This window comes from Arthrobacter ulcerisalmonis, from assembly GCF_900609065.1.
GTDB classification, from domain to species: domain Bacteria; phylum Actinomycetota; class Actinomycetes; order Actinomycetales; family Micrococcaceae; genus Arthrobacter; species Arthrobacter ulcerisalmonis.
In genome coordinates, this window is record NZ_UXAU01000040.1 from 86,471 (window position 1) to 108,463 (window position 21,993).

Sequence of the window (21,993 nt, forward strand, 5' to 3'; positions counted from 1 at the left end):
AGTTATGCCCACGCACCCAGTAGATTTGGAAGTATGGCGGAATTTATCTACACAATGACCAAGGCTCGCAAGGCCGTTGGCGAAAAACTTATCCTCGACGACGTAAGCATGTCTTTCTTCCCCGGTGCCAAGATCGGCGTCGTGGGCCCCAACGGTGCTGGTAAATCCACCATCCTCAAGATCATGGCCGGTTTGGATACCCCCTCCAACGGCGAAGCTCGGCTGAGCCCTGGCTACAGCGTGGGCATCCTCTTGCAGGAGCCGCCCCTCAACGAAGAAAAAACTGTCCTGGGCAACGTCCAGGAAGGTGTCGGTGAGATCTACGGCAAGATCCAGCGATTCAACGAAATCTCTGAGGAAATGGCCAGCCCCGACGCTGACTACGATGTCCTCCTCGAAGAGATGGGCCAGTTGCAGGAAGCCATTGACGCTGCCGACGCTTGGGACCTCGATTCCCAGTTGGAGCAGGCCATGGACGCACTCCGCTGCCCACCGGCCGACTCCGAGGTGACAAACCTCTCTGGTGGTGAGCGCCGCCGGGTTGCGCTCTGCAAGCTGCTCCTGCAGAAGCCTGACCTGCTGCTCTTGGACGAGCCCACCAACCACCTCGACGCCGAAAGCGTGCTGTGGCTCGAGCAGCACCTGTCCTCCTACGCAGGCGCAGTCCTTGCCGTCACTCACGACCGGTACTTCCTGGACCACGTGGCGGAATGGATTGCCGAAGTCGACCGCGGCCACCTGTACCCGTACGAAGGCAACTACTCCACGTACTTGGAGAAGAAGCGGGCCCGACTCGAGGTCCAGGGCAAGAAGGACGCCAAGCAAGCCAAGCGCCTCACCGAGGAACTAGAGTGGGTCCGCTCGAACGCCAAGGGTCGTCAGACGAAGTCCAAGGCTCGCCTTGCCCGCTACGAGGAGATGGCAGCGGAAGCTGACCGGACCCGCAAGCTCGACTTCGAGGAAATCCAGATTCCGCCGGGACCGCGCTTGGGTGGTCTGGTCCTGGAAGCGAAGAACCTGCAGAAGGGCTTCGACGATCGGGTTCTCATCGATGGGCTGTCCTTCACCTTGCCGCGGAACGGCATTGTTGGCGTCATCGGCCCCAACGGTGTTGGCAAGTCCACGTTGTTCAAGACCATCGTGGGCCTGGAGCCGCTCGACGCCGGCGAGCTGAAGATCGGCGACTCCGTCAAGATCTCCTACGCTGACCAGAGCCGCGGCGGCATCGACCCCAACAAAACTCTGTGGGAGGTTGTGTCCGACGGGCTCGACTTCATCCAGGTGGGTCACGTTGAAATGCCGTCCCGTGCCTACGTTGCCGCGTTCGGCTTCAAGGGTCCGGACCAGCAGAAGAAGGCCGGTGTGCTTTCCGGTGGTGAGCGTAACCGCCTCAACCTGGCGCTGACCCTCAAACAGGGTGGCAACCTGCTGCTCCTCGATGAGCCCACCAACGACCTCGACGTCGAAACCCTGAGCAGCCTCGAAAACGCACTGCTCGAATTCCCGGGCTGCGCTGTGGTGGTCTCGCACGACCGGTGGTTCCTGGACCGGGTAGCAACGCACATCTTGGCCTACGAAGGCACCGAGGAAAACCCCTCCCAGTGGTACTGGTTCGAAGGTAACTTCGAATCCTACGAGGAGAACAAAATCCAGCGACTCGGCCCAGACGCCGCGAAGCCGCACCGGGTGACACACCGTCGCCTGACCCGCGACTAGTCGCAGCGGGCACGACGCATAAAAGCGGAACATGACGAAGGACGGCACCCCATCTCGGGTGCCGTCCTTCGTCATCCGACGGCGGTTCAGCGGCGCTGCGCCATCCCAGACCAGGTCAGCTGGCGGAGCCGCCCAGCGTCTCGGGCTGCACTCGCACCATTCCCTCTTGCGCCACGGTGGCCACATGCTGCCCGGCCCGGTTGAAGATTTTCCCGGTGGCGAGCCCGCGGGCGCCCTGGGCGCTTGGCGACTCTTGGACGTAGAGGAGCCACTCGTCCACCCTGACCGGCCGGTGCCACCACATGGCGTGGTCCAGGCTGGCCACGTTCATGCCCGGCGTCACCCAGCTCAGGCCGTGCTGGCGCAAGATGGACTCCAGCAAGGTGTAGTCGCTGGCATACGCCAACGCCGCCTGTTGCAGGTTGGCATCGTCTGGCATAGGTCCAAACGTCTTCATCCACACCATGTTGTGCGGGGTCTTCTCCGCTGAACCTTGCACGTACAGGGCCGGGTCAACGTGCCGGATGTCGAAGGGCCGCTCGTAGGCCCAATGTTTGGCCACAGGGTGGTCCAGGCTGCCGAGCAGGTCGGCGGTGGTGGGCAACGACTCAGGATCGGGAATGCCAGCCGGCATGGTCGACGCGTGGTTCACACCCTCGGAATGAGTCTGGAATGACGCAATCATGGACAGGATGGGCAGGTCATCCTGGTAGGCATGCACACGGCGGGCCGAGAAGGAGCGCCCGTCACGCAGTTGCTGCACACCGAAGGTGATGGGCTTCTTCGCATCGCCCGAGCGGAGGAAGTACCCGTGCATCGAGTGCACGGTCCGGTCCGCATCGACGGTCCGCATCGCCGCAATGAGCGACTGGGCCAAGACTTGGCCGCCAAAAACCCGGGGCAGCGGCTGCCGGTGCGTGGAACCAACAAACAATTCTTCGTCGCCGCCGGTGCTTTCCACCTCGCTCAGGTCCAGCAACGTGGTGAGAATATGGGTGGGGTCCTCGCGGAATGCGGCCAGCGAACCTGCTTCGGCTTCAGTCATGGTTCGACTCTAGACGGCACCCGAGGACGGTCTCAACAAGGCAGGCCCGGTAGTGTTCTTGGTGTGCCTGTTCATCCTGCCCCGTCCTTTCATTTCAACGACCCGCAGGACCTCGCGGACCTGAAAACCTTCGCCACCCGCGCCAAATCCATTGACGATGGTGCCATCCGGCTCCAGGCCGCTGGCAACGTACTGGCCGCCTACGTCTGCGTCCTCCGGCCGCGGATCCTCGGCGAAGCCACCCCCACCATCCTTGGCCTGCGCACCATCGCCCTCGCCGAACCCTCAAACGTAGACGTCACCGTCCCGCTGGGTGCCGTCCTGGATCGGTTGGCCAGGAGCGGAACGCACGACGTCGAATTGCCGGTTCCGCCGAGCGCCGTCACCGAATCGTGGACGGGAGTAGGCGTCCCCAGGGGTGGTTGGGAAAAGGTCGCCGTCAGCACCGACGCGGAACTGCGCGGCATCGCAGACGCCGGCATTGCTGAGGTGGCGGGCATCGTCCCCGACAAACCCGGCGCGTTGATCGTCAACAACGCGAGGGCCAGCGTCTGGGGCCGCACCGTGGCGGACACCGGGATGCCCACGGGTGCAGCTTTTGCGGCACTCGCCCTCGGTTTCCTTGGTGCTGGCAGCCAGACGCTCTACCGGTCGGGCCGCTGGTTCCGGCTCTCCGGGGACCGTGGCCACGTGCTGGTTCGGTCCGGCAGCGGCCTGGGGCTTGGCTAGCCCGGCTGGGCCTCAGCTGAGGCGAGCTAGGCCGACGGGCTGTTGATCATGGACAGCGCCGCACGCTCCATGTAGTCCCACAGCGTTCCTTCGTACAGCGGCGGCAGTTCCAGCGCGTCGACGGCGGTCCGCATGTGGAAGAGCCAGCGATCCTTGGCCTCGGGCGTGACCTCGAACGGCATGTGCCGCATCCGCAGCCGGGGATGGCCGCGCTCCTCGCCGTAGGTGGTGGGCCCACCCCAGTACTGCTCGAGGAACATCAGGAACCGTCGCTTGGCGGGCTCCAGGTCGGCTTCCGGGTACATGGGCCGCAACAGCGGGTCGGTAGCAACGCCGTCGTAGAAAACATCTACGAGTTTCACGAACGTCTCATGCCCGCCCACGGCATCGTAAAAACTGTCCGTGTAGGCGGGCTTGCTGAACGGATCGTTCTGCATCAGCGGCCGCTTCGGTTCAAGGGGGAGGCTCATGCTACTCGCCGGCTTTCTGCTCGGTCTTGCGTGGTTCGGTGGCATCGTGAGCAACTGCCGTGGTTTCACTAGCAGTTTCGGTGGGCGGCACGTAGCTGCCTTGTGATCGGTTGCCTACCCGCAGGATTTCGCCGTTACGGAGGTACCAGACGGCGCCGTCGTAGGCCCGAACCCGGGTGATACGCAGGCCCACCGATTCCACCACGCCCACCACTTCGCTGGTTTCGATGACGTCACCAATCCCGTACTGGTCCTCGATGGTGATGAAAATTCCGGCCAGGAAATCCCGAATGAGCTGCTGCGCGCCGAAACCAATGGCCACACCCAAAATGCCCACGCTGGTCAGGAGCGGGGCGATGTTGATGTCGAGGTTTTGCAGCACGTACATGCTGGTAATGACCACCACCAGGACACCCACCACACTGTTCAGCAGGGAACCGATGGTTTCCGCCCGCTGAACCCGGCGTTCGTGGTCCAAGGCCCGGAGGGCCGGCGCTGCCCACTTGAACGTGGGCCGCTTGAAGAAGTTGCTGCCCGCCGCCACGCGCTTGGTGATGCGGGCAATCACGAACGTTGCCAGCAGCCAAAAGGCAACACCAACGGCGATGCTGATGATGATTCCGGTGAGGCTGACGCCGTCCGGATTCGTGGCTGCGGACGGAATAATGGACGTGGCGCTGTGCATAGGGGGAAAGTACTCCTTGGGGCGGGGATCTGTTCCCTTTCAACCCTAGCGCCGTAGCGTGGACCCATGCGCATTCTGATTTTAGGTGGAACGGCTTTCCTCTCCGCAGAAATTGCCCGGCAGGCCGTGGCGGAGGGGCACCAGGTCAGCTGCCTTGCCCGTGGCAATTCACAGCGACCGCCCGACGGCGCCACCTGGCTGAGTGCCGACCGCACCCTGGGTACGGACGCCTATGCCGCGGCGGCCGCGGAGGAGTGGGACGCCGTCGTGGAAGTGGCTCGAGACCCTGTGTTCGCTGCCGGCGCACTGGAGTCTCTGGCGGACCGGGCCGCGCACTGGACCTTCGTGTCGACCTCATCCGTTTACGCTGACCATTCGGTTCCGCAGGAGGACGAATCAGCGTCTTTGCTGCCGCCGCTGGCAGCTGGAACTCCAGTTACGGCTGAGACTTACGGCGCGGCCAAGGCTGCCATCGAGGCAGCGACTCTTGCAGCAACCGGCGGCAGGGCGCATGTGTGCCGGGCAGGCCTGATCAGCGGACCGGGCGACCCCACCGACCGGTACGGTTACTGGCCGGCCCGCTTTGCCCGGGACAACCAACCAGCGTTCATCCCGGATATCGCGTACCACCCGACACAGATCATCGATGTCCGCGATTTGGCCGCGTGGATCCTCGCTGCGGCCGGCAGGGGAGTGACCGGAGCGCTGAACGCCATGGGGGATCCCGTCCCTTTCGGCGCGTACCTCCAGGCAGCCCGGCAGCTGGCCGGCTACACCGGCAACACCCGGACGGCCAGCGAGGACTTCCTGCTGGCCCACGGCGTGGAGTACTGGGCCGGGCCGGATTCGCTGCCCCTGTGGCTGCCGCCCCAGCATGACGGATTCATGAATCGGAGCAATCATGCCGCCATCGTCGCTGGCTTGGAGCTGCGCCCCTGGCAGGAAACGCTCGCGGCAACCCTGGAGTTCGAGCGGGGCATCGGCCTGGACCGGCCGCGGAAAGCCGGCCTGGATGCGGCCAGGGAGAAAGAGTTGCTCGAGGCACTGAGCGGCTGAGGCCAGCCTGGCCGGGCGTGGTTGGTGCAGAGCGGCTGAGGCCAGCCGGGTGCTACTCGGCTATGCGAGGTTGGTGCTGCACCGGGAAGTTGACGCTGCGGGCAATGAAGCACACCTGGTTGGCATCGTGGTGCAGGCGCTGGGCCAAATCGGCCTGGTCCGGGTCTGCCAGGGTGACCACCGGGTGGAGGGTGACGGATTCGAACTGTCCGCTGCCGTCCCGGTTGAGCTGCATGAGGCCGGTGGCTTCATCGCGGTAATCGGTCACCACCACGCCGTGCTTCACCGCAACGTGCAGGTAGGACAGCATGTGGCACTGGGCCAGGGCGGCCAGCAACAACTGCTCGGGATTGTAGCGTTCCCGGTCGCCGTGAAAGGTGGGGTCCGCCGAGCCCTTAAGTATCGGCAACCCGGGAATCAGGACGTCGTGGTCCCGCGAATAGCCGCGGTAGTTAGTTGTCCCTGTTCCGAGGTTGCCGGTCCATTGGATGGTCACCTCATAGTGATGTTCGTGCAAGCCCATCCGGCCAGTCTAAACAGGCCGGACGGGCCGTCGCACGGTCAATCGGTGCTTACGCGTCAGCTGCCCGGGCGCGCAGCGCCCTGGCCACGCCGTCCCGGTTTTCCAGCATCATGCGACGCAGTGCAGCGCTCTCGGCCGGCAACGCAGCCAGGAAGGCATCCGTCTGATCAACGGTAGCTTGGCTGGTCAGCAGCGCAGGGTAGAGCCCCACCACAATCTGCGAAGCCAACGCATGAGTCCGGTTGGCGACGATCGCCGGTACCGCCGCGAAGTACTTCTCGGCGTACGGAGCCAACAGAGACCGGTCCCGGACCCGCATGAACCCGGCCACTGCCGAACCCTGCAGGGCGTTGGACAGTTCGCCCTTAACCACAATGGCTTCCCACGCTGCTGCCTTCGCCGCGGCGGTCGGAATTGCGGCGCTCGCGAGCGACGCCGCGTTTTGGCCGCTGGCGGTGTTGTCGCGCAGCAGTTCAGCATCGATGCCTTCCTGACCCACCCGGCCGCCAGCTACCAGTGAAGTCAGCAGTTCCCACCGCAGGTCCTGCTCAATGGCCAGCCCGGAAAGTTCCACTGACCCGTCCAACAACCCGGCTACGGTATCGAGCTGGGTGTCGTTGCCGGCCAGCAGCGCGAAGGACTTGATGAACTGCAACTGGGCGTCGGAACCGGCAGGGACGCTGCCGGCCAGGGTCCAGAGCGTGTCCGCAGCAGCGAGGGTGGTGGCTTCCCGGTGTTCCTCGGTCACGTAGAAGCTCAGCGTGGTGGCCAGCTGGCGCAACTGCACCAGGATCACGGAGGAATCCGTCTCCGCGGCAACGTTGGCCAGGATCAACTGGACGTACTGCCGGGCAGGAGTTTCGCCGTCGCGCGCGCCATCCCATGCCGAGTTCCAGACCAAGGTCCGGGGCAGGCTTTCCGCGAAGTCCTTCAGGTGCGCCGTCGCCGTGGTGAGCGACGCCGGATCCAGCCGTACCTTGGCGTAGGCGAGGTCGTCGTCGTTCACCAGGATCAGATCTGGGCGCGCCAACCCCACCAGGGCGGGCACTTCCGTGCGCTCGCCGTCCACGTCCAGCTCTTCCCGGTGCACCCGCTCCAGCGTGCCGGCGTCGGTGAGGTTGTAGAAGCCCACCGCCAGCCGGTGCGGGCGGATGGTGGGCCATTCGGCCACGGCGGTCTGCATGATCGCGAACGAGGTGAGCGTACCGTCGTCGTCCACCTCAACGTCGGGCGTCAGGGTGTTGACGCCAGCGGTCTCGAGCCACAATTTGCCCCACTGGTCCAGGTCGCGGCCGCTGGCCTTCTCCAGTTCCACCATGAGGTCATTGAGCTCGGTGTTCTGCCAGGAGTGCTTGGCGAAGTATTCGCGCACGCCGGACATGAACTCCTCGGGACCCACCCAGGCCACCAACTGTCGCAGCACCGAGGCGCCCTTGGCGTAGGTGATGCCATCGAAGTTCACCTCAACATCCTGCAGGTCGTTGATTTCGGCGAAGATCGGGTGCGTGGTGGGCAGTTGGTCCTGCCGGTACGCCCACGACTTCTCCACGGCCGCGAAGGTGGTCCAGGCGCTGGTGAACGAGGTATTTTCGACGGCGGCAAGGTGGGACATGTATTCGGCAAAGGACTCGTTGAGCCACAGGTCGTTCCACCACCGCATGGTGACCAGATCGCCAAACCACATGTGCGCCAGTTCGTGCAGCACGGTGATGGCGCGGCGCTCCACCTGGGCGCCGGTGACCTTCCCACGGAACACGTAGCCCTCAAGGATGGTGACGGCGCCGGCGTTTTCCATGGCGCCCGCGTTGAACTCCGGCACAAACAGCTGATCGTACTTTTCGAACGGGTACGGGCAGCCAAACTGGGCTTCGAAGAACTCGAAACCCTGCCGGGTGAGCTCAAAGATGTTGTCTGCGTCGAGATACTGCATCAGGGACTTGCGGGCAAACACGCCCAACGGCACCACCCGGCCATCCGAGCTGGTCACCTCGCTGCGCACCGACTGGTACGGGCCGGCAATGAGGGCGGTGACGTAGGAGGACAGACGCGGGGTGGGAGTAAACGTCCAGACGGAGCGGGCACCGCCGTCGGGCCCCGGCGCCACAGTGACGGGTTCCGGGGTGGGGGAGTTGGAGATCAGGTCCCAGTGCGAGGGCGCCGTGACCGTGAACGCAAAAGTGGCCTTCAGGTCAGGCTGTTCGAAGACGGCAAACATGCGGCGTGAATCTGGCACCTCGAACTGGGTGTACAGGTACGCCTCGCCGTCCACCGGGTCCACGAAGCGGTGCAGGCCCTCGCCCGTATTCATGTACGGAGCGTCCGCCACGATGGTCAGCTCGTTCTGCTCAGCCAAGTCCGGCAGCTGGATCCGAATACCGTCCGAAACGGCGGCCGGGTCCAGCTCAACACCGTTCAGGGTCACGCTGTGCACCGCGGCGGTGACCGCATCAATGAACGTTGACGATCCCGCCACAGCGTTGAACGTCACGGTGGTGGTACTGCCGAAAACGTCACTGCCCCGGGTCAGGTCCAGGGCGACTGCGTACGAATCGACGGTGAGTAGTTCAGCGCGCCCGCGGGCTTCAGCGCGGGTCAGGTTCATGCCTGGCAAGGTGGGTCCTCCAGAGAAGTCGGGATGCCGCCGGCGGTGGCCAGCGTTGGCACTGCTCATTCTTGCACTGCCACTGCTGGTTGGCAGGACCTGCCAACACATGCTGCGGGAGTAGCGTGGAGGCATGCGAAAGATTCGGGACACCGTTGACGTGCGGGCGTTGCGCTTCGCCCTCGGCTTCCCGCTGGTGCTGGCTGCGGCGTTCGTCCTCTCCGCCTTCCTGCTCGGCCCGGACCTCCCCGCACCGCTCGCCATCCAGTGGACGGACGACGGCGGAGCCGCCTTCGCGTCGTTCGCCGCCTATGTGGGGGTGGGCGCAGCCCTCATCACCGTGGCGGGGTGGCTGGTACTCCTCCAGGCGGTGCCCCTGGGCCGGCCCGTGCTGATGCGCCGACTCATGATGGGAACAGGCCTGTTCCTGGCCCTCTTTGTCACCACCGTGCTGACAGCCGGGCTGGTAGGCCAGGCCGGCGTTCCTGATGCCCGTGACTCGCACGTTGACCTGACCGTGCTGGCGGCAGGCAGTGGCGCCGCAGTGGCGCTCGGGGTGGTGATGGCATGCGTCTACAAGGCCGACCAGCAATGGTCCCCGGACGATGACTTGGCCCTGCAGGCATCGATCGCCCACGCCTTGGACCCGGACCTGGCCAGGGACAACGTCCGGCTATGGGTCCACGCCCGCAGTTCGGTCTTGGTGATGATCGGCATCGCGTTCCTCTTCCCCGCAGCGTTGCTCGTCCCCGTGTTGCCCCTGCTGGCGGCCCTGCTCGCCGTCTTGGCCGTGCTGGGCGCAGCACTCCTGTTCGCCCGGGTCACCGCCAACCGAACCGGGCTCCAGGTCCGGATCGCAGGCCTGCTCCCCGTCATGAACATCCCCGCGGCAGCTATCTCCACTGCGGACGCGGCAGAGGTGAAGGCCGCCGACTATGGCGGGTGGGGCTACCGGCACCACGGCGACACCGCGGCCATGCTCGTCGCCAGCGGTCCCGCCGTCGTCGTTCGCCAAACCGACGGCAGGCGCCTCGCAGTCAGCGGCGGCAACGAGGCTTCAGCAGCCTTGCTCGCGGAAGTCCTCACCCGCGTTGCCCAGCGGGCCCGGCGCGGCGACACATCACCGGACGGGCAGCCGGCAGCCTAGTATTCTTGACGTTGTTGCCCCCAGCGCTCCCCGAATGACCGGCACCGGCGCCCCCACAACCGAACGGACTCAAGCTCGTGACTTCAACTCCTGCCTTCCCGCGGGTCCACATCGCCACCGACCACGCAGGCATGGAACTCAGCGCCCACCTGGTCCAGTACCTCACCGCGAAGGGCTACGACGTGGTGGATCACGGGCCGGCAGAGTACGACGCCCTCGATGACTACCCCTCCTTCTGCATCAACGCAGCCCTCGCCGTCGTCGCGGACCAGCAGGCCGGCGTCCACGCCCTCGGAATCGTGCTGGGCGGATCAGGCAATGGCGAGCAGATCGCCGCCAACAAGGTCAAGGGCGTCCGGGCGGCCCTGGCCTGGAACCACTCCACCGCCACCCTGGCACGCGAGCACAACGACGCCAACGTTATTGCCGTCGGCGGCCGCCAGCACACCGTTGAGGAAGCCACCGGCCTGATCGAGGCATTCCTCGCCGAACCCTTCAGCAACGACGAACGGCACGTGCGCCGGATCGGCAAGATCGCAGCCTACGAGGCCACCGGCGAGGTTGTTGCCTAGTGCCTGAAGGCCACTCCGTCCGGCGCCTGGCACGGCAATTCGGCGACGTTTTCGCTGGCCAGGTGCTCTCGGTGGCCAGCCCGCAGGGCCGGTTCAGTTCCGGCGCTGCACTCCTGGACGGGCACCGGCTCGTGGCGGCCGAAGCGCACGGAAAGCATCTCTTCCTGCACTTCGAGAACGCCGTGGTGCTGCACGTCCACCTGGGGCTTTACGGCGCCTGGAGCTTTGGCGGCGACAGTACCTTCGCCGGTGCCTCCAGCATTGGTGCCCCGCGCCGGGTGGGGGAGCAGGAAACGGCTGCCGCGCACGACGACGGCCTGCCGTACGCAGGCGCGCCGGTTCCCGTGGGTGCCGTTCGGGTCCGCCTGGTCGGCGACCATGGCTGGGCTGACCTCCGCGGGGCGACCACCTGCGAGGCGATCACAGAGGCCGAGGTAAACGCGGTGTTGGCCAGGCTGGGGCCCGATCCGCTCCGGAATCTTCGTGGCGATGCAGGCCGCTTCGTGGCCAACCTTGCCGGCCGCAAACCCTCCATTGCCGCGCTGCTCATGGACCAGAAAATCATTGCCGGCGTGGGCAACGTGTACCGCGCCGAAGTCTTGTTCCGGCGACGAATTCACCCCTACCTGCCCGGTAGTGCCATCGCTGAATCCACCGCGCGGGCGCTGTGGCGCGATCTGGTGGGCCTCATGAACGACGGCGTGGTTGACGGCAAGATCATCACCACGCCGGCCAAGTATTGGACCCGGCGCAATGGAAAGACTGGCCGGATCAAGAACGCTGACGGCAGCACCTCCCTGCCCAAGAAGTCCGCCGCCATTCCCGTCCGGGCCGACGCGCACTACGTCTATAAGCGTGAAGGTCTCCCGTGTAGGGTCTGCGGAACAGTCATCCTGCTGGCCGAACTTGTGGGCCGGAAGCTCTACTGGTGCCCTGGCTGCCAGGCAGCTTAACCGGGGACAGACGCGAAAAAGGCCCCTCATCTGAGGGGCCTTTTTCTGTTTGAGGGGACGACGGGAATCGAACCCGCGTAATCAGTTTGGAAGACTGAGGCTTTACCATTAAGCTACGTCCCCGGAAAAAAGTTGCTGCCGTTCTGGCAGGTGACTTCTTCGGGCTGGCTGTTCAAGCCGGGTACAACTAAACCCAATGGGGTGCCCACGTGTCAAATGTGCAAAGTTGGCGATTATCACCGTAGACTCGTTCGTGCACTTACGGGGTGTAGCTCAGCTTGGCTAGAGCACCTGCTTTGGGAGCAGGAAGTCGCAGGTTCAAATCCTGTCACCCCGACTCTGGCGCCAGGACCGCACGGTCTGGACAGAATATTGCTGTTGTGTAGAAATCAATCCCTAATCCCAGGAGTACTAGACCGTGAAGAGCGCTGTCGAGAACCTCACCCCCACGCGGGTCAAGCTCAATGTTGAGGTTCCGTTTGAGGAACTGAAGCCCAGCATCGACTCGGCCTACAAGACCGTCGCTTCGCAGATCCAGGTCCCTGGTTTCCGTAAGGGCAAGGTTCCCGCCAAGCTCATCGACCAGCGCGTTGGCCGCGGCTACGTTCTGGAGACCGCCATCAACGACGGCCTCAACAACTGGTACCAGGCTGCTGTGCAGGAATCCGGCATCCGCCCGCTGAGCCGTCCCGAGGTTGAAATCACCGAGGTTCCGGACCCGTCTTCCACTGACGGTGTCTTGAAGTTCGCCGCGGAGGTTGACGTCCGTCCCGAGGTTGAACTGCCCGAGTACGCAGGCATTGCCGTTGAGGTTGCTGCTGCAGAGTCTTCCGACGAAGACGTGGACAAGGCGCTTGACGAACTGCGTGGCCGTTTCGGCACTCTGGTCTCCGTTGACCGTCCGGCCGCCGACGCCGACTTCCTCACCATCGACATCACCGCCTCCATTGACGGCGAAGAAGTCGACACCGCCGCTGGTCTGTCCTACCAGGTGGGCGCCGGCACCATGCTTGAAGGCATGGACGAAGCCGTCACCGGCCTCAGCGCCGACGAAGACGCCATCTTCAACACCACCCTGGTGGGTGGCGACCACGCCGGCGAAGCCGCACAGGTCAAGGTTGTCGTCACCGCCGTCAAGGAGCGCGAGCTTCCCGAGGCCAACGACGACTTCGCCCAGCTGGCTTCCGAGTTCGACACCCTTGCCGAACTGCGCGAGGACCTCGCCAAGCAGGCTGCTGAGTCCAAGGTTGTCGAGCAGGGCGTCGAAGCCCGCGACAAGGTCCTGGACAAGCTCGTTGAGCTGGTAGAGGTTCCTGTTCCGGATTCCATCGTTGAAGAGCAGCTGGAAGCACACTTCAAGGAAGGCAACGGCCACGGCGCCGGCGAGCACGACACCGAAGAGCACCGCGAAGAAATCCGCGTCAACACTGCCCGCGCTTTCCAGAACGAGATCATCCTCGACGCCATTGCCGAGAAGGAAGAAGTAGACGTCAGTCAGAGCGAGCTGATCGACTACATCGTTTCCTCCGCAAGCCAGTACGGCATGGACCCGAACCAGTTCGCGCAGCTCATCGACCAGAGCGGCCAGGTTCCCATGATGGTTTCCGAGGTTCGCCGTCGCAAGGCCCTGGCAGTTGTCCTGGGCCAGGCCACCGTGACCGACGCCAACGGCAACGCCGTTGACCTCAGCGACTTTGTCCGCCCCGCAGGTGAGGCAGAAGCTGAAGCCGCTGCTGAAGCCCCCGAGGCTGAGGCTGTTGAGGCTGCCGAGGGTGAAAAGGACGAGGCGGCCGAGGCCAAGGCCTAGCCTCCACACGCATTCCAGAACGGCTCCCGGATCACTGATCTGGGAGCCGTTCTGCGTTAATTCCAGCCGACGCCACAGATCCTTCGCTGATCGTGCGCCGTCAGCGAACAGCCCACAAAGCGCGAACAATTCACTGCGGAAAGCGGTTAGTGTCCAAGTAGTGATTTTCAGTGATGTCACCGTCACCAGCGAGAGGTAAGCAAACATGTCACAGCACCCACAGACACCCCGGATGGCGACTGTCGATCCTGCAGCGCAGGACAGCTACATCTACAACCGGCTCCTCAAGGAGCGGATCATCTGGTTGGGCTCGGAGGTGCGTGACGATAACGCCAACGCCATCTGCTCCCAGCTGCTGCTCCTCTCCGCGGAGAACCCGGAAAAGGACATCTACCTTTACATCAACTCGCCCGGTGGTTCGGTCACCGCCGGGATGGCCATCTACGACACCATGCAGTTCATCCCGAACGACGTTGTCACCGTGGCAACCGGCCTGGCAGCATCCATGGGCCAGTTCCTCCTGTCCTCGGGCACCAAGGGCAAGCGCTACGCAACTCCCAACGCCCGAGTCCTGATGCACCAGCCGTCAGGCGGCATCGGCGGAACGGCCTCGGACATCAAGATCCAGGCCGAGCTCATCCTGCACATGAAGAAGGTCATGGCCGAACTGACCGCAGAGCAGACCGGCCAGACGGTGGAGACCATCCTTCGCGACAACGACCGCGACAAGTGGTTCACCGCAGAGGAAGCCCTCGCCTACGGGTTCTTCGACAAGATCGCAGCCCAGGCTGGAGCCGTTGCAGGCGGCGGCGGAACCTCCAACGCCAGCGGCAGCACCGCCCAGAACTAACCCGGCATTCGACGAACACTTCAGATCAGGAGCCCAGAATCATGAATTACAACTTCGGCTCGACTGCCGGAAACCTTCCGACCAGCCGCTACGTCCTGCCCCAGTTCGAGGAGCGCACGCCTTACGGCTTCAAGCGCCAGGACCCGTATACCAAGCTCTTCGAGGACCGCATCATCTTCCTCGGTGTCCAGGTGGATGACGCTTCCGCCGATGACGTCATGGCCCAGCTGCTGGTCCTTGAGTCGACGGACCCGGACCGCGACATCACCCTGTACATCAACTCCCCGGGTGGTTCCTTCACGGCCATGACGGCTATCTACGACACCATGCAGTACATCCGGCCGGAAATCCAGACCGTCTGCCTGGGCCAGGCTGCCAGTGCCGCTGCGGTGCTGCTGGCCGCCGGAACGCCGGGCAAGCGACTGGCGTTGCCTAACGCCCGCGTCCTCATCCACCAGCCGGCATTGTCCGGTGGCCAGGGTGGCCAGGCCTCCGACCTGGAAATCCAGGCGGCCGAGGTCATGCGGATGCGTTCATGGCTCGAAGACACGCTGGCCCACCATTCGGGCCGGACCTCCGAGCAGGTCAACAACGACATTGAGCGGGACAAGATCCTGACCGCCGCCGAGGCCCTTGATTACGGCCTGATCGACCAGGTACTCGACTCGCGCAAGATCAAGCCGCAGGCGATTGCCCGCTAGCAGCGCACCAACAAGGCCGGTGGAGCCACGTCATGTGGCCCACCGGCCTTTGCCTTCCACGCTTTGGGGCCGAATGTGACCTAAAGTGGAAGGAGTCATTGTGGGTCTCAGCCGCAATGATGGTTCCAGCACCGGTGCAAGGCTGCCCGGCAGCAAGATACTCAAAGGGGTTTCCATATGGCTCGGATTGGCGAGACCACGGATCTGCTGAAGTGCTCATTCTGCGGAAAGAGCCAGAAGCAGGTCCGCAAGCTCATTGCCGGACCCGGCGTCTATATCTGCGATGAGTGCATCGAACTGTGCAACGAGATCATCGAAGAGGAACTCGCTGAGGTCGCTGACCTTGGCAGTTTTGAACTCCCCAAGCCCCGCGAGATTTTCGACTTCCTGCAGGAATACGTCATTGGCCAGGAACCCGCCAAGCGCTCCCTCGCAGTTGCCGTCTACAACCATTACAAGCGGATCCAGTCCGGGCACGCCACCAAATCCGGCACCCTCGCCGAGGGCGGACACCATGACGACGTTGAGATCGCCAAGTCGAACATCCTTCTGATCGGGCCCACCGGCTGTGGCAAAACCTACCTGGCGCAGACCCTCGCCCGCCGGCTCAACGTACCGTTCGCCGTCGCGGATGCCACAGCCCTCACGGAGGCCGGCTACGTCGGCGAAGACGTCGAGAACATACTCCTCAAGCTCATCCAGGCCGCTGACTATGACGTCAAGAAAGCTGAGCAGGGGATCATCTACATTGACGAGATCGACAAGATCTCGCGCAAGAGCGAAAACCCGTCCATTACCCGTGACGTCTCTGGCGAAGGTGTGCAGCAGGCGCTGCTGAAGATCCTGGAAGGCACTGTCGCTTCCGTTCCGCCTCAGGGCGGACGCAAGCACCCGCACCAGGAATTCATCCAGATCGACACCACCAACGTACTCTTCATCGTTGCTGGCGCTTTCGCGGGGCTTGAAGAAATCATCGGTTCCCGCTCCGGACGCAAGGGCATCGGGTTTGGTGCGCCGCTGAACGAGGCCAGCAATAAGGTGGACTCCTACGGTGAGGTGATGCCTGAGGATCTGCTCAAGTTTGGTTTGATCCCCGAGTTCATCGGCCGGCTCCCCGTCATCACCACCGTGTCCAATCTGGACCGGGATGCGCTCATCCAGATTCTCTCCACGCCGAAGAACGCCCTAGTCAAGCAGTACCAGAAAATGTTCCAGATCGACGGTGCCGAGCTCGTTTTCGACGACGCAGCACTCGACGCCATCGCGGACCAGGCGCTGGACCGTGGCACCGGTGCCCGTGGCCTGCGGGCGATCATGGAGGAAGTCTTGCTGCCCGTGATGTTCGATCTGCCCAGTCGCGAGGACGTGGCCAGCGTGGTGATCACCGAGGACGTGGTCCTCAAGGGCGCCGAGCCTACCTTGGTGCCGCACGTCACCAAGCGCCGCAAGTCTGCCTGATCTGATCTTCCCCCCGATCTACTGCCGCCTGCTGGGCGGCAACCTCCCCACGGAAGGACCCTCCCATGACTGAAACTGCCCCGAACAAGGCCGACTTCTGGTTTGATCCGCTCTGCCCCTTCGCCTGGGTGACCTCCCGCTGGATCGGTGAAGTGGAGTCCGTCCGCGATATCACCACCGAATGGCACGTGATGAGCCTGGCCGTCCTCAACGAAGGCCGCGACCTGGATCCCAAGTACCGTGAACTCATGGACAACGCGTGGGGCATGGTGCGGGTCATCACCGCGGCCAAGGAAGCCCACGGACCCGGCGTGGTCAAGGATCTCTACGACGCCATGGGCACCCAGATTCACGACGGCGGCCAGAAGGACTTCGCCGTGGTGATCAAGGAAGCACTGTCCACCGTGGGACTGCCGGCCGAGCTTGCAGAAGCTGCCGATACCGACGCCCACGACGCCCAGCTCCGGGCCAGCCACGAAGAAGGAATCTCGCTGGTCGGCCAGGATGTCGGCACACCCGTGGTGGCCTTCAACGGAACCGCATTCTTCGGCCCGGTCCTGACCCGCATCCCCCGCGGCGAGGTGGCTGGCACGCTGTGGGACGCCACCACCACCCTGGCCTCCTACCCGCACTTCTTCGAAATCAAGCGCAGCCGGACCGAAAGCCCCGAATTCGACTGACACTCACCTGCTGGCTTTCCACCACATAAGGACCCGGCCGGAACTACACTCGTGTAGTTCTGGCTGGGCCCTTGTTTTTGTTGTGGTGCAGGACAAGAATTGCTGCTACCCACTTCGAAAGAAGTGAGACGCAGGAGCCAAAGATTCAGTGATATGCATCCGACGCAGCCACCGGCACAGTCAGATGTGAGCTATCCGTGACGGGGTAGGAAGACCTGAATATCGGCGGATCCCGCCAGACCATCAAAGCGTCACCAGATGGCCGAAAGTCGAAGCCCCACCAACGGCGAAACGCTGATGGGGCTTCCCCTTTGCCCAAAAACTGGTGCTCAGGCCTTCGCAGGCTCCTCGGTGGCGAGCACCACGTCGCTGACGGTGAGTTCGCCGTCGCCCACCACCAGGGCGATGTCGCGGGCGTTGGCAGCCGCCTTCAGATCGGACAGGCCGGCCTCGAGCTGCGCGGTCAAAGCAGCAGACGCCGCGATGGTGCCGGAGATGACCTCGGTGCGCTGCTTGACCTTTGCCTCAGACTTCGCCTTCCGGACACCGCTCAGGGCAAGCCCCACGGTGGCCAGCATGGCGGTGTCGCCGCCGGGAACGTCCAGGGCCGTTGGCCATTCGGCGCGGTGCACCGATCCTGTGCGCCACCAGCTCCAGACCTCTTCGGTCGCGAAGGGCAAGAATGGGGCGAAGAGCCGCAGCAAGGTATCGAGCGTGGTGGCCAGGGCGGCCAACACCGAGGCTTGTTCGGCCTCGCCGGCGGCACCATAGGCGCGGTCCTTGATGAGCTCAACATAGTCGTCGGTGAACTGCCAGAAGAAGCTCTCGGTGATCTGCAGGGCACGGGCGTAGTCGTAGTTGGCGAAGGCCTTGGTGGACTGCTCCACCACCTCCGCCAGCTGCGCCAGAACTGCCCGGTCCAAGGAATTGGTCAACGGCGCCAAGTCACTGGAAAGGACGGAGTTTTCGGTGGCGCCCAAGTTGAGCACAAACTTCGACGCGTTCAGCAGCTTGATGGCCAGGCGGCGGCCGATCTTCATCTGCGCAATTTCGTAGGCCGTGTCCGCACCGAGCTTGGCCGAGGCCGCCCAGTAGCGGACGGCGTCCGAACCGTATTCGTTCAGGACGTCTGTGGGGACCACCACGTTGCCCTTGGACTTGGACATCTTCTTCCGGTCTGGATCCAGGATCCAGCCAGAGATCGCGGCGTGCTTCCACGGAGCGGAATCCAACAGGGCATCGGCGCGGACGGCGGAGGAGAACAGCCAGGTCCTGATGATGTCGTGGCCCTGCGGCCGCAGGTCGAACGGGTAGACCTTGGCGAGCAGGTCCTCGTCCCGGCTCCAGCCACCCACAATCTGCGGGGTCAGCGACGAGGTTGCCCACGTGTCCAGCACGTCCGCGTCGCCGATGAAGCCGCCGGGGATGTTCCGCTGCGCTTCCTCGTAGCCGGGTGCCGCGTCTGCGGCGGGGTCCACCGGAAGCTGCTGGTCGGCAGGCAGGATCGGTGCGTCGTAGTTCGGGTTGCCGTCGGCGTCCAGCGGGTACCAGACCGGGATCGGCACACCGAAGAACCGCTGACGGGAGACCAGCCAGTCGCCGTTGAGCCCGGAGATCCAGTTCTCGTACCGGGAGCGCATGAACGCGGGGTGGAAGTCGATGTCCTGGCCGCGGCTGATCAACCGCTCGCGGCGGTCGGCGTCGCGGCCACCATTGCGGAGGTACCACTGGCGCGAGGAGACAACTTCCAAGGGCTTGTCACCCTTTTCGAAGAAGTTCACCGGGTGCATGATCTTCTTGGGTTCGCCGTCCAGGAGGTCTTCCGCGGCGAGGAGTTCCACCACTGCTTCCTTGGCGCTGAAGACGGTCTTGCCGGCAATCTTGGCGTACGCCTCCTGGCCTGAGGCAGTGGTGATCCAGTCCGGGGTGTCGCCAATGATGCGGCCGTCCCGGCCCACAATGGCGCGGGTGGGCAGTTGCAGTTCGCGCCACCAGGTCACATCGGTGAGGTCACCGAACGTGCACACCATGGCAATGCCTGAGCCCTTGTCGGGCTTGGCCAGCGGGTGCGGCCGGACCTCAACCTCGACGCCGAAGACGGGTGAGGTGACCTTCTTGCCGAACAGCGGCTGGTACCGCTCGTCGTCGGGGTTCGCCACCAGCGCGGCGCACGCGGCCAGGAGTTCGGGCCGGGTGGTCTCGATGAAAATCTTTTCGCCGTCTTCGGTGAAGAACGGGTACCGGTAGTAGGCGCCGGCCACCTCGCGGTCCTCGAGTTCGGCCTGCGCCACTGCTGTGCGGAACGTGACGTCCCAGAGCGTGGGAGCCTCTGCCATGTAGGCGTCGCCGTTGGTCAGGTTCGCCAGGAAGGCGCGCTGGGAGATGGCCCGGGAGGTGTCATCGATGGTGCGGTACGTCAGGTTCCAGTCCACGGACAGGCCCAGCGTCTGGAAGAGGTTCTCGAAGATCTTCTCGTCTTCAACCGCGAGCTCTTCGCAGAGTTCAATGAAGTTCCGGCGCGAGACCACATCGAAGTCGCGCTGGTTCTTGGCCGGCTCGGCCGGCGGCCGGTAGCCCTGGTTATAGGGGATGGTGGGATCGCAGCGGACGCCGTAGTAGTTCTGGACGCGGCGTTCGGTGGGCAGGCCGTTGTCATCCCAGCCCATGGGGTAGAAGACGTTCTTGCCGGTCATCCGCTGGTAGCGGGCCAGCACGTCTGTCTGCGTGTAGGAGAACATGTGTCCCACGTGCAGCGAACCGGATGCAGTGGGCGGGGGAGTGTCGATCGAGTAGACGTCCTCCCGGGTGGTGTTGGGGTTGAACGTGTAGGTGCCTTCGCTCAACCAGCGCTGCGTCAGGGCAGCTTCAAGGCCCTCGAGGGCCGGCTTGTCGGGAACGTTCGTGGGCGCGGTGGAGGGCGTGTCTGTACCCTGAGTGTTTTCAGCCATCTGCCAATTGTTTCATGCCCGGACGGCGCTCTCGACGGTCGCCGGCTGCTGCCAGATTCTGGTTCCCGTTCATCCGACGACACACAGCCAGGTGCCCCCGTTAGGGTGGTTTCATGACTTCGAACGCGAACAAAGCAGCAGTAGTAACCGGCGCCAGCACGGGAATCGGTGAGGCTACCGTTAAAGCCCTCCGGGCGGAAGGCTGGACTGTCTTCGGCGTGGCGCGCCGCGCAGATCGGCTCGCCGCGCTGGCCGAGGCGACCGGCGCCGTCGCGATTCCTGCAGACATCACGGCCGACGGCGACGTGTCCAGCCTACTGGCGGCTGTCACCGAAGCCGGTGGCATTGACACCCTTGTCAACGTCGCGGGCGGCGCCCGCGGCGCCGACACGTTTGCAGAGGCCGATACCGAAGGGTGGGAATGGATGTTCCAGGTCAACGTCATTGGCACCATGAAAATTACCAGGGCGTTCCTGCCCATGCTGCGGGAATCAGGTCAGGGCACCGTCCTGAACGTCACCTCCACCGCCGGACTGACGGCCTACGAAGGCGGCGCAGGCTACAACGCCGCTAAGTTCGCCGAGCGGGCCTTTACCAATGCCCTTCGCCTCGAAGAAGCGGAACACAACGTCCGCGTCATTGAGGTGGCACCAGGGTTGGTGCACACCGAAGAGTTCGCGCTCAATCGACTCGGTGACTCAGCCGCTGCCGCCAAGGTCTACCAGGGCGTGGCCAATCCGCTGACGGCCGAGGACGTGGCGGACGTGCTGCGCTACGCCGTCACCGCCCCGCATCACGTGAACCTGGACCAGATTGTCATCCGGCCCCTGGCCCAGCCCGCCAACCACAAGTTGATTCGCAACTGATGTAGCGCCGTGGCCCCCGCGGTCAGCCGGGAAGCTGGAGCACGGCAACAACCGCTGCATGGTCAGTTCCCGGCAGTTGCACCGTTCGGTAGGACTGGACGGTGATGTCGGAGCTCACCAGGATGTGGTCCAGCGTGGTGTACGCGGGGAACGAGCTGTTGACCGGCCACGTGGGCTGCAACCCACCTCCCGTCGCCAGTGCCGCATCGGTAAACCCTGCCGAGAGGATGGAACGGAACTCCGGGTGGTCGACGGTGGCGTTAAAGTCGCCCAGCAGGATGGTTGCCGACGCCGGCTGGGAGAAGTACGCCAGCTCGGTTCGCCAGCGGGGGATGTGGCCGGGGCGGGGCGAATCGATGTGCACGGCTGTCACCTTTACCGGCGGGCCTGAGCTCGATCCGGGGTCCAGGGTGCCGGTGCTTTGGTTGAACTCGGACCCCGGCACCTTGCCACCTGACACCAGCGGCAACCGGGAAAACATGCCACTGCCGATGTCTTCCCAGTTCACGTCGGTCACCTTGTGCGGGAAAGCAGCATCGATCCCGGCGGCGTCCAGCGCCTCGAGGCTGAGCGGGCCCAGTTCCGGCAACGCCAGCAGGTCTACCTGATTCTCCTGTGCGGCGGCAAGGATGGCGGGAGCATCCCACCCTTTGCTGCCAATATTGAGCGCCATCACGGTCAGCGTTCGTTGGCTGGCAGGGGTGCCGGCTGCAGCGCTCGCTGCTGCCGGGGTGCCCAGCACGGGGATCACCCGGGGTGCGAGCATGACCGCCTGGGTGAGGAGGACAGCCAGGACCACCACCGGAACCGCCACGGCGGCAGCTGGCCGACCCAACCGACGTCGTACGCTCCTGGCGCCGAGCAGGGCTGCCACCAGTGCCAGGACCGTCAGCGGCAGTGTCAGCGGGTAGCCCGAGAGGAGTTGCACCCATGGCGTGCCCACGTCCCAGACGTGGATCCGCAGCACCGTCAGGACGATCGCCGGCAGCGCCAGGGTGGTTGCCAACGCCCACCACCAGAGCGTCCGGCGCCAAGGATGGCGTGCCGGCGGGGAGTCGGGGGAGGGACGGCGCATGCGTTCATTATCCGATCCCGGGACCGATTCGACTGAACCGGGGCCCAGAATGGCGAACCGCCGCCGGGCCAGCGTAGACTGGGAACTGGCGTTGACCCGGCAATCACCGG

General features: G+C 64.3%; 19 protein-coding genes and 2 tRNA genes. 13 read left to right on the plus strand and 8 right to left on the minus strand.

Translation table 11 applies throughout. The annotated features are described in order from the left end of the window. The first annotated feature begins 33 nt into the window (after window positions 1-33). Complete coding sequence (gene ettA, locus PSET11_RS15005; protein ID WP_124093134.1) at window positions 34-1,716, plus strand: energy-dependent translational throttle protein EttA; 1,683 nt, start codon at window positions 34-36, stop codon at window positions 1,714-1,716. Between the two features lie 115 nt (window positions 1,717-1,831). Here the strand turns inward: ettA and PSET11_RS15010 are convergent, their stop codons facing one another. After that, window positions 1,832-2,761, minus strand: a complete 930-nt coding sequence (locus PSET11_RS15010) for an acyl-CoA thioesterase (protein WP_124093135.1) — start codon at window positions 2,759-2,761, stop codon at window positions 1,832-1,834. Between the two features lie 63 nt (window positions 2,762-2,824). Here PSET11_RS15010 and PSET11_RS15015 point away from each other — a divergent pair, with 63 nt between their 5' ends. Next, complete coding sequence (locus PSET11_RS15015; protein ID WP_124093136.1) at window positions 2,825-3,490, plus strand: DUF8185 domain-containing protein; 666 nt, start codon at window positions 2,825-2,827, stop codon at window positions 3,488-3,490. A gap of 26 nt (window positions 3,491-3,516) precedes the next feature. On the opposite strand, the gene PSET11_RS15020 is transcribed toward PSET11_RS15015, so the two are convergent. Next, window positions 3,517-3,960 (minus strand): globin, encoded by a 444-nt coding sequence (locus PSET11_RS15020; RefSeq protein ID WP_124093137.1) that lies wholly within the window; start codon window positions 3,958-3,960, stop codon window positions 3,517-3,519. Between the two features lies 1 nt (window position 3,961). After that, a complete protein-coding gene (locus PSET11_RS15025; RefSeq protein WP_124093138.1) occupies window positions 3,962-4,645 on the minus strand; it encodes a mechanosensitive ion channel family protein in 684 nt (227 codons plus the stop codon). 66 nt (window positions 4,646-4,711) lie between these two features. Here PSET11_RS15025 and PSET11_RS15030 point away from each other — a divergent pair, with 66 nt between their 5' ends. Further along, window positions 4,712-5,701: an NAD-dependent epimerase/dehydratase family protein gene (locus tag PSET11_RS15030; protein ID WP_124093139.1), complete on the plus strand. Its 990-nt coding sequence runs from the start codon at window positions 4,712-4,714 to the stop codon at window positions 5,699-5,701. Window positions 5,702-5,753: 52 nt separating this feature from the next. Here the strand turns inward: PSET11_RS15030 and PSET11_RS15035 are convergent, their stop codons facing one another. Continuing rightward, window positions 5,754-6,224: an OsmC family protein gene (locus tag PSET11_RS15035; protein WP_124093140.1), complete on the minus strand. Its 471-nt coding sequence runs from the start codon at window positions 6,222-6,224 to the stop codon at window positions 5,754-5,756. A 49-nt stretch (window positions 6,225-6,273) separates the two neighbouring features. Continuing rightward, window positions 6,274-8,826, minus strand: coding sequence for an aminopeptidase N (gene pepN, locus PSET11_RS15040; RefSeq protein ID WP_124093170.1), 2,553 nt, complete (start codon window positions 8,824-8,826; stop codon window positions 6,274-6,276). A 133-nt stretch (window positions 8,827-8,959) separates the two neighbouring features. On the opposite strand from pepN, the gene PSET11_RS15045 reads away from it, so the two are divergent. The 3 genes from PSET11_RS15045 to PSET11_RS15055 all read left to right on the plus strand — a co-directional run bounded on the left by PSET11_RS15045 (window position 8,960) and on the right by PSET11_RS15055 (window position 11,498). Beyond that, the gene (locus tag PSET11_RS15045) at window positions 8,960-9,973 is read left to right on the plus strand and encodes a hypothetical protein (RefSeq protein WP_124093141.1); all 1,014 of its coding nucleotides are present in this window, start codon (window positions 8,960-8,962) and stop codon (window positions 9,971-9,973) included. A 77-nt stretch (window positions 9,974-10,050) separates the two neighbouring features. Then, window positions 10,051-10,545 (plus strand): ribose-5-phosphate isomerase, encoded by a 495-nt coding sequence (locus PSET11_RS15050; RefSeq protein ID WP_124093142.1) that lies wholly within the window; start codon window positions 10,051-10,053, stop codon window positions 10,543-10,545. Continuing rightward, entirely contained in the window at window positions 10,545-11,498 is a 954-nt protein-coding gene (locus PSET11_RS15055) for an Fpg/Nei family DNA glycosylase (RefSeq protein WP_124093143.1), read from the plus strand. The genes PSET11_RS15050 and PSET11_RS15055 overlap by 1 nt, the downstream gene beginning before the upstream one ends. Before the next feature lie 52 nt (window positions 11,499-11,550). Here PSET11_RS15055 and PSET11_RS15060 read toward each other — a convergent pair. After that, window positions 11,551-11,621 (minus strand) — tRNA-Gly (locus tag PSET11_RS15060). A gap of 139 nt (window positions 11,622-11,760) precedes the next feature. Between PSET11_RS15060 and PSET11_RS15065 the strand changes: the two genes are divergently transcribed. The 6 genes from PSET11_RS15065 to PSET11_RS15090 all read left to right on the plus strand — a co-directional run bounded on the left by PSET11_RS15065 (window position 11,761) and on the right by PSET11_RS15090 (window position 16,994). Continuing rightward, a tRNA-Pro gene (locus PSET11_RS15065) sits at window positions 11,761-11,835 on the plus strand. An 81-nt stretch (window positions 11,836-11,916) separates the two neighbouring features. After that, window positions 11,917-13,305, plus strand: a complete 1,389-nt coding sequence (gene tig / locus PSET11_RS15070) for a trigger factor (protein ID WP_124093144.1) — start codon at window positions 11,917-11,919, stop codon at window positions 13,303-13,305. A gap of 232 nt (window positions 13,306-13,537) precedes the next feature. Next, the gene (locus tag PSET11_RS15075; protein WP_124093171.1) at window positions 13,538-14,155 is read left to right on the plus strand and encodes an ATP-dependent Clp protease proteolytic subunit; all 618 of its coding nucleotides are present in this window, start codon (window positions 13,538-13,540) and stop codon (window positions 14,153-14,155) included. Between the two features lie 41 nt (window positions 14,156-14,196). Further along, window positions 14,197-14,856, plus strand: coding sequence for an ATP-dependent Clp protease proteolytic subunit (locus PSET11_RS15080; protein WP_124093145.1), 660 nt, complete (start codon window positions 14,197-14,199; stop codon window positions 14,854-14,856). A gap of 177 nt (window positions 14,857-15,033) precedes the next feature. Then, the gene (gene clpX / locus PSET11_RS15085) at window positions 15,034-16,314 is read left to right on the plus strand and encodes an ATP-dependent Clp protease ATP-binding subunit ClpX (RefSeq protein WP_124093146.1); all 1,281 of its coding nucleotides are present in this window, start codon (window positions 15,034-15,036) and stop codon (window positions 16,312-16,314) included. Window positions 16,315-16,379: 65 nt separating this feature from the next. Further along, the gene (locus tag PSET11_RS15090) at window positions 16,380-16,994 is read left to right on the plus strand and encodes a mycothiol-dependent nitroreductase Rv2466c family protein (RefSeq protein ID WP_124093147.1); all 615 of its coding nucleotides are present in this window, start codon (window positions 16,380-16,382) and stop codon (window positions 16,992-16,994) included. A 329-nt stretch (window positions 16,995-17,323) separates the two neighbouring features. On the opposite strand, the gene valS is transcribed toward PSET11_RS15090, so the two are convergent. Next, the gene (gene valS, locus PSET11_RS15095) at window positions 17,324-19,942 is read right to left on the minus strand and encodes a valine--tRNA ligase (protein WP_124093148.1); all 2,619 of its coding nucleotides are present in this window, start codon (window positions 19,940-19,942) and stop codon (window positions 17,324-17,326) included. 113 nt (window positions 19,943-20,055) lie between these two features. Between valS and PSET11_RS15100 the strand changes: the two genes are divergently transcribed. Beyond that, complete coding sequence (locus PSET11_RS15100) at window positions 20,056-20,808, plus strand: SDR family oxidoreductase (protein WP_124093149.1); 753 nt, start codon at window positions 20,056-20,058, stop codon at window positions 20,806-20,808. A gap of 22 nt (window positions 20,809-20,830) precedes the next feature. On the opposite strand, the gene PSET11_RS15105 is transcribed toward PSET11_RS15100, so the two are convergent. Then, entirely contained in the window at window positions 20,831-21,883 is a 1,053-nt protein-coding gene (locus tag PSET11_RS15105) for an endonuclease/exonuclease/phosphatase family protein (RefSeq protein ID WP_124093150.1), read from the minus strand. Between the last annotated feature and the right edge of the window lie 110 nt (window positions 21,884-21,993).

Bases quoted from the DNA above. Each gene is read 5' to 3' on its own strand.
- PSET11_RS15105 (WP_124093150.1), bottom strand. From the start codon at position 21,883: ATGCGCCGTCCCTCCCCCGACTCCCCGCCGGCACGCCATCCTTGGCGC.
- ettA (WP_124093134.1), top strand. From the start codon at position 34: ATGGCGGAATTTATCTACACAATGACCAAGGCTCGCAAGGCCGTTGGC.
- PSET11_RS15100 (WP_124093149.1), top strand. From the start codon at position 20,056: ATGACTTCGAACGCGAACAAAGCAGCAGTAGTAACCGGCGCCAGCACG.
- clpX (WP_124093146.1), top strand. From the start codon at position 15,034: ATGGCTCGGATTGGCGAGACCACGGATCTGCTGAAGTGCTCATTCTGC.
- PSET11_RS15080 (WP_124093145.1), top strand. From the start codon at position 14,197: ATGAATTACAACTTCGGCTCGACTGCCGGAAACCTTCCGACCAGCCGC.
- PSET11_RS15045 (WP_124093141.1), top strand. From the start codon at position 8,960: ATGCGAAAGATTCGGGACACCGTTGACGTGCGGGCGTTGCGCTTCGCC.
- PSET11_RS15025 (WP_124093138.1), bottom strand. From the start codon at position 4,645: ATGCACAGCGCCACGTCCATTATTCCGTCCGCAGCCACGAATCCGGAC.
- PSET11_RS15010 (WP_124093135.1), bottom strand. From the start codon at position 2,761: ATGACTGAAGCCGAAGCAGGTTCGCTGGCCGCATTCCGCGAGGACCCC.
- pepN (WP_124093170.1), bottom strand. From the start codon at position 8,826: ATGAACCTGACCCGCGCTGAAGCCCGCGGGCGCGCTGAACTACTCACC.
- PSET11_RS15035 (WP_124093140.1), bottom strand. From the start codon at position 6,224: ATGGGCTTGCACGAACATCACTATGAGGTGACCATCCAATGGACCGGC.
- PSET11_RS15030 (WP_124093139.1), top strand. From the start codon at position 4,712: ATGCGCATTCTGATTTTAGGTGGAACGGCTTTCCTCTCCGCAGAAATT.
- PSET11_RS15075 (WP_124093171.1), top strand. From the start codon at position 13,538: ATGGCGACTGTCGATCCTGCAGCGCAGGACAGCTACATCTACAACCGG.
- PSET11_RS15090 (WP_124093147.1), top strand. From the start codon at position 16,380: ATGACTGAAACTGCCCCGAACAAGGCCGACTTCTGGTTTGATCCGCTC.
- PSET11_RS15020 (WP_124093137.1), bottom strand. From the start codon at position 3,960: ATGAGCCTCCCCCTTGAACCGAAGCGGCCGCTGATGCAGAACGATCCG.
- valS (WP_124093148.1), bottom strand. From the start codon at position 19,942: ATGGCTGAAAACACTCAGGGTACAGACACGCCCTCCACCGCGCCCACG.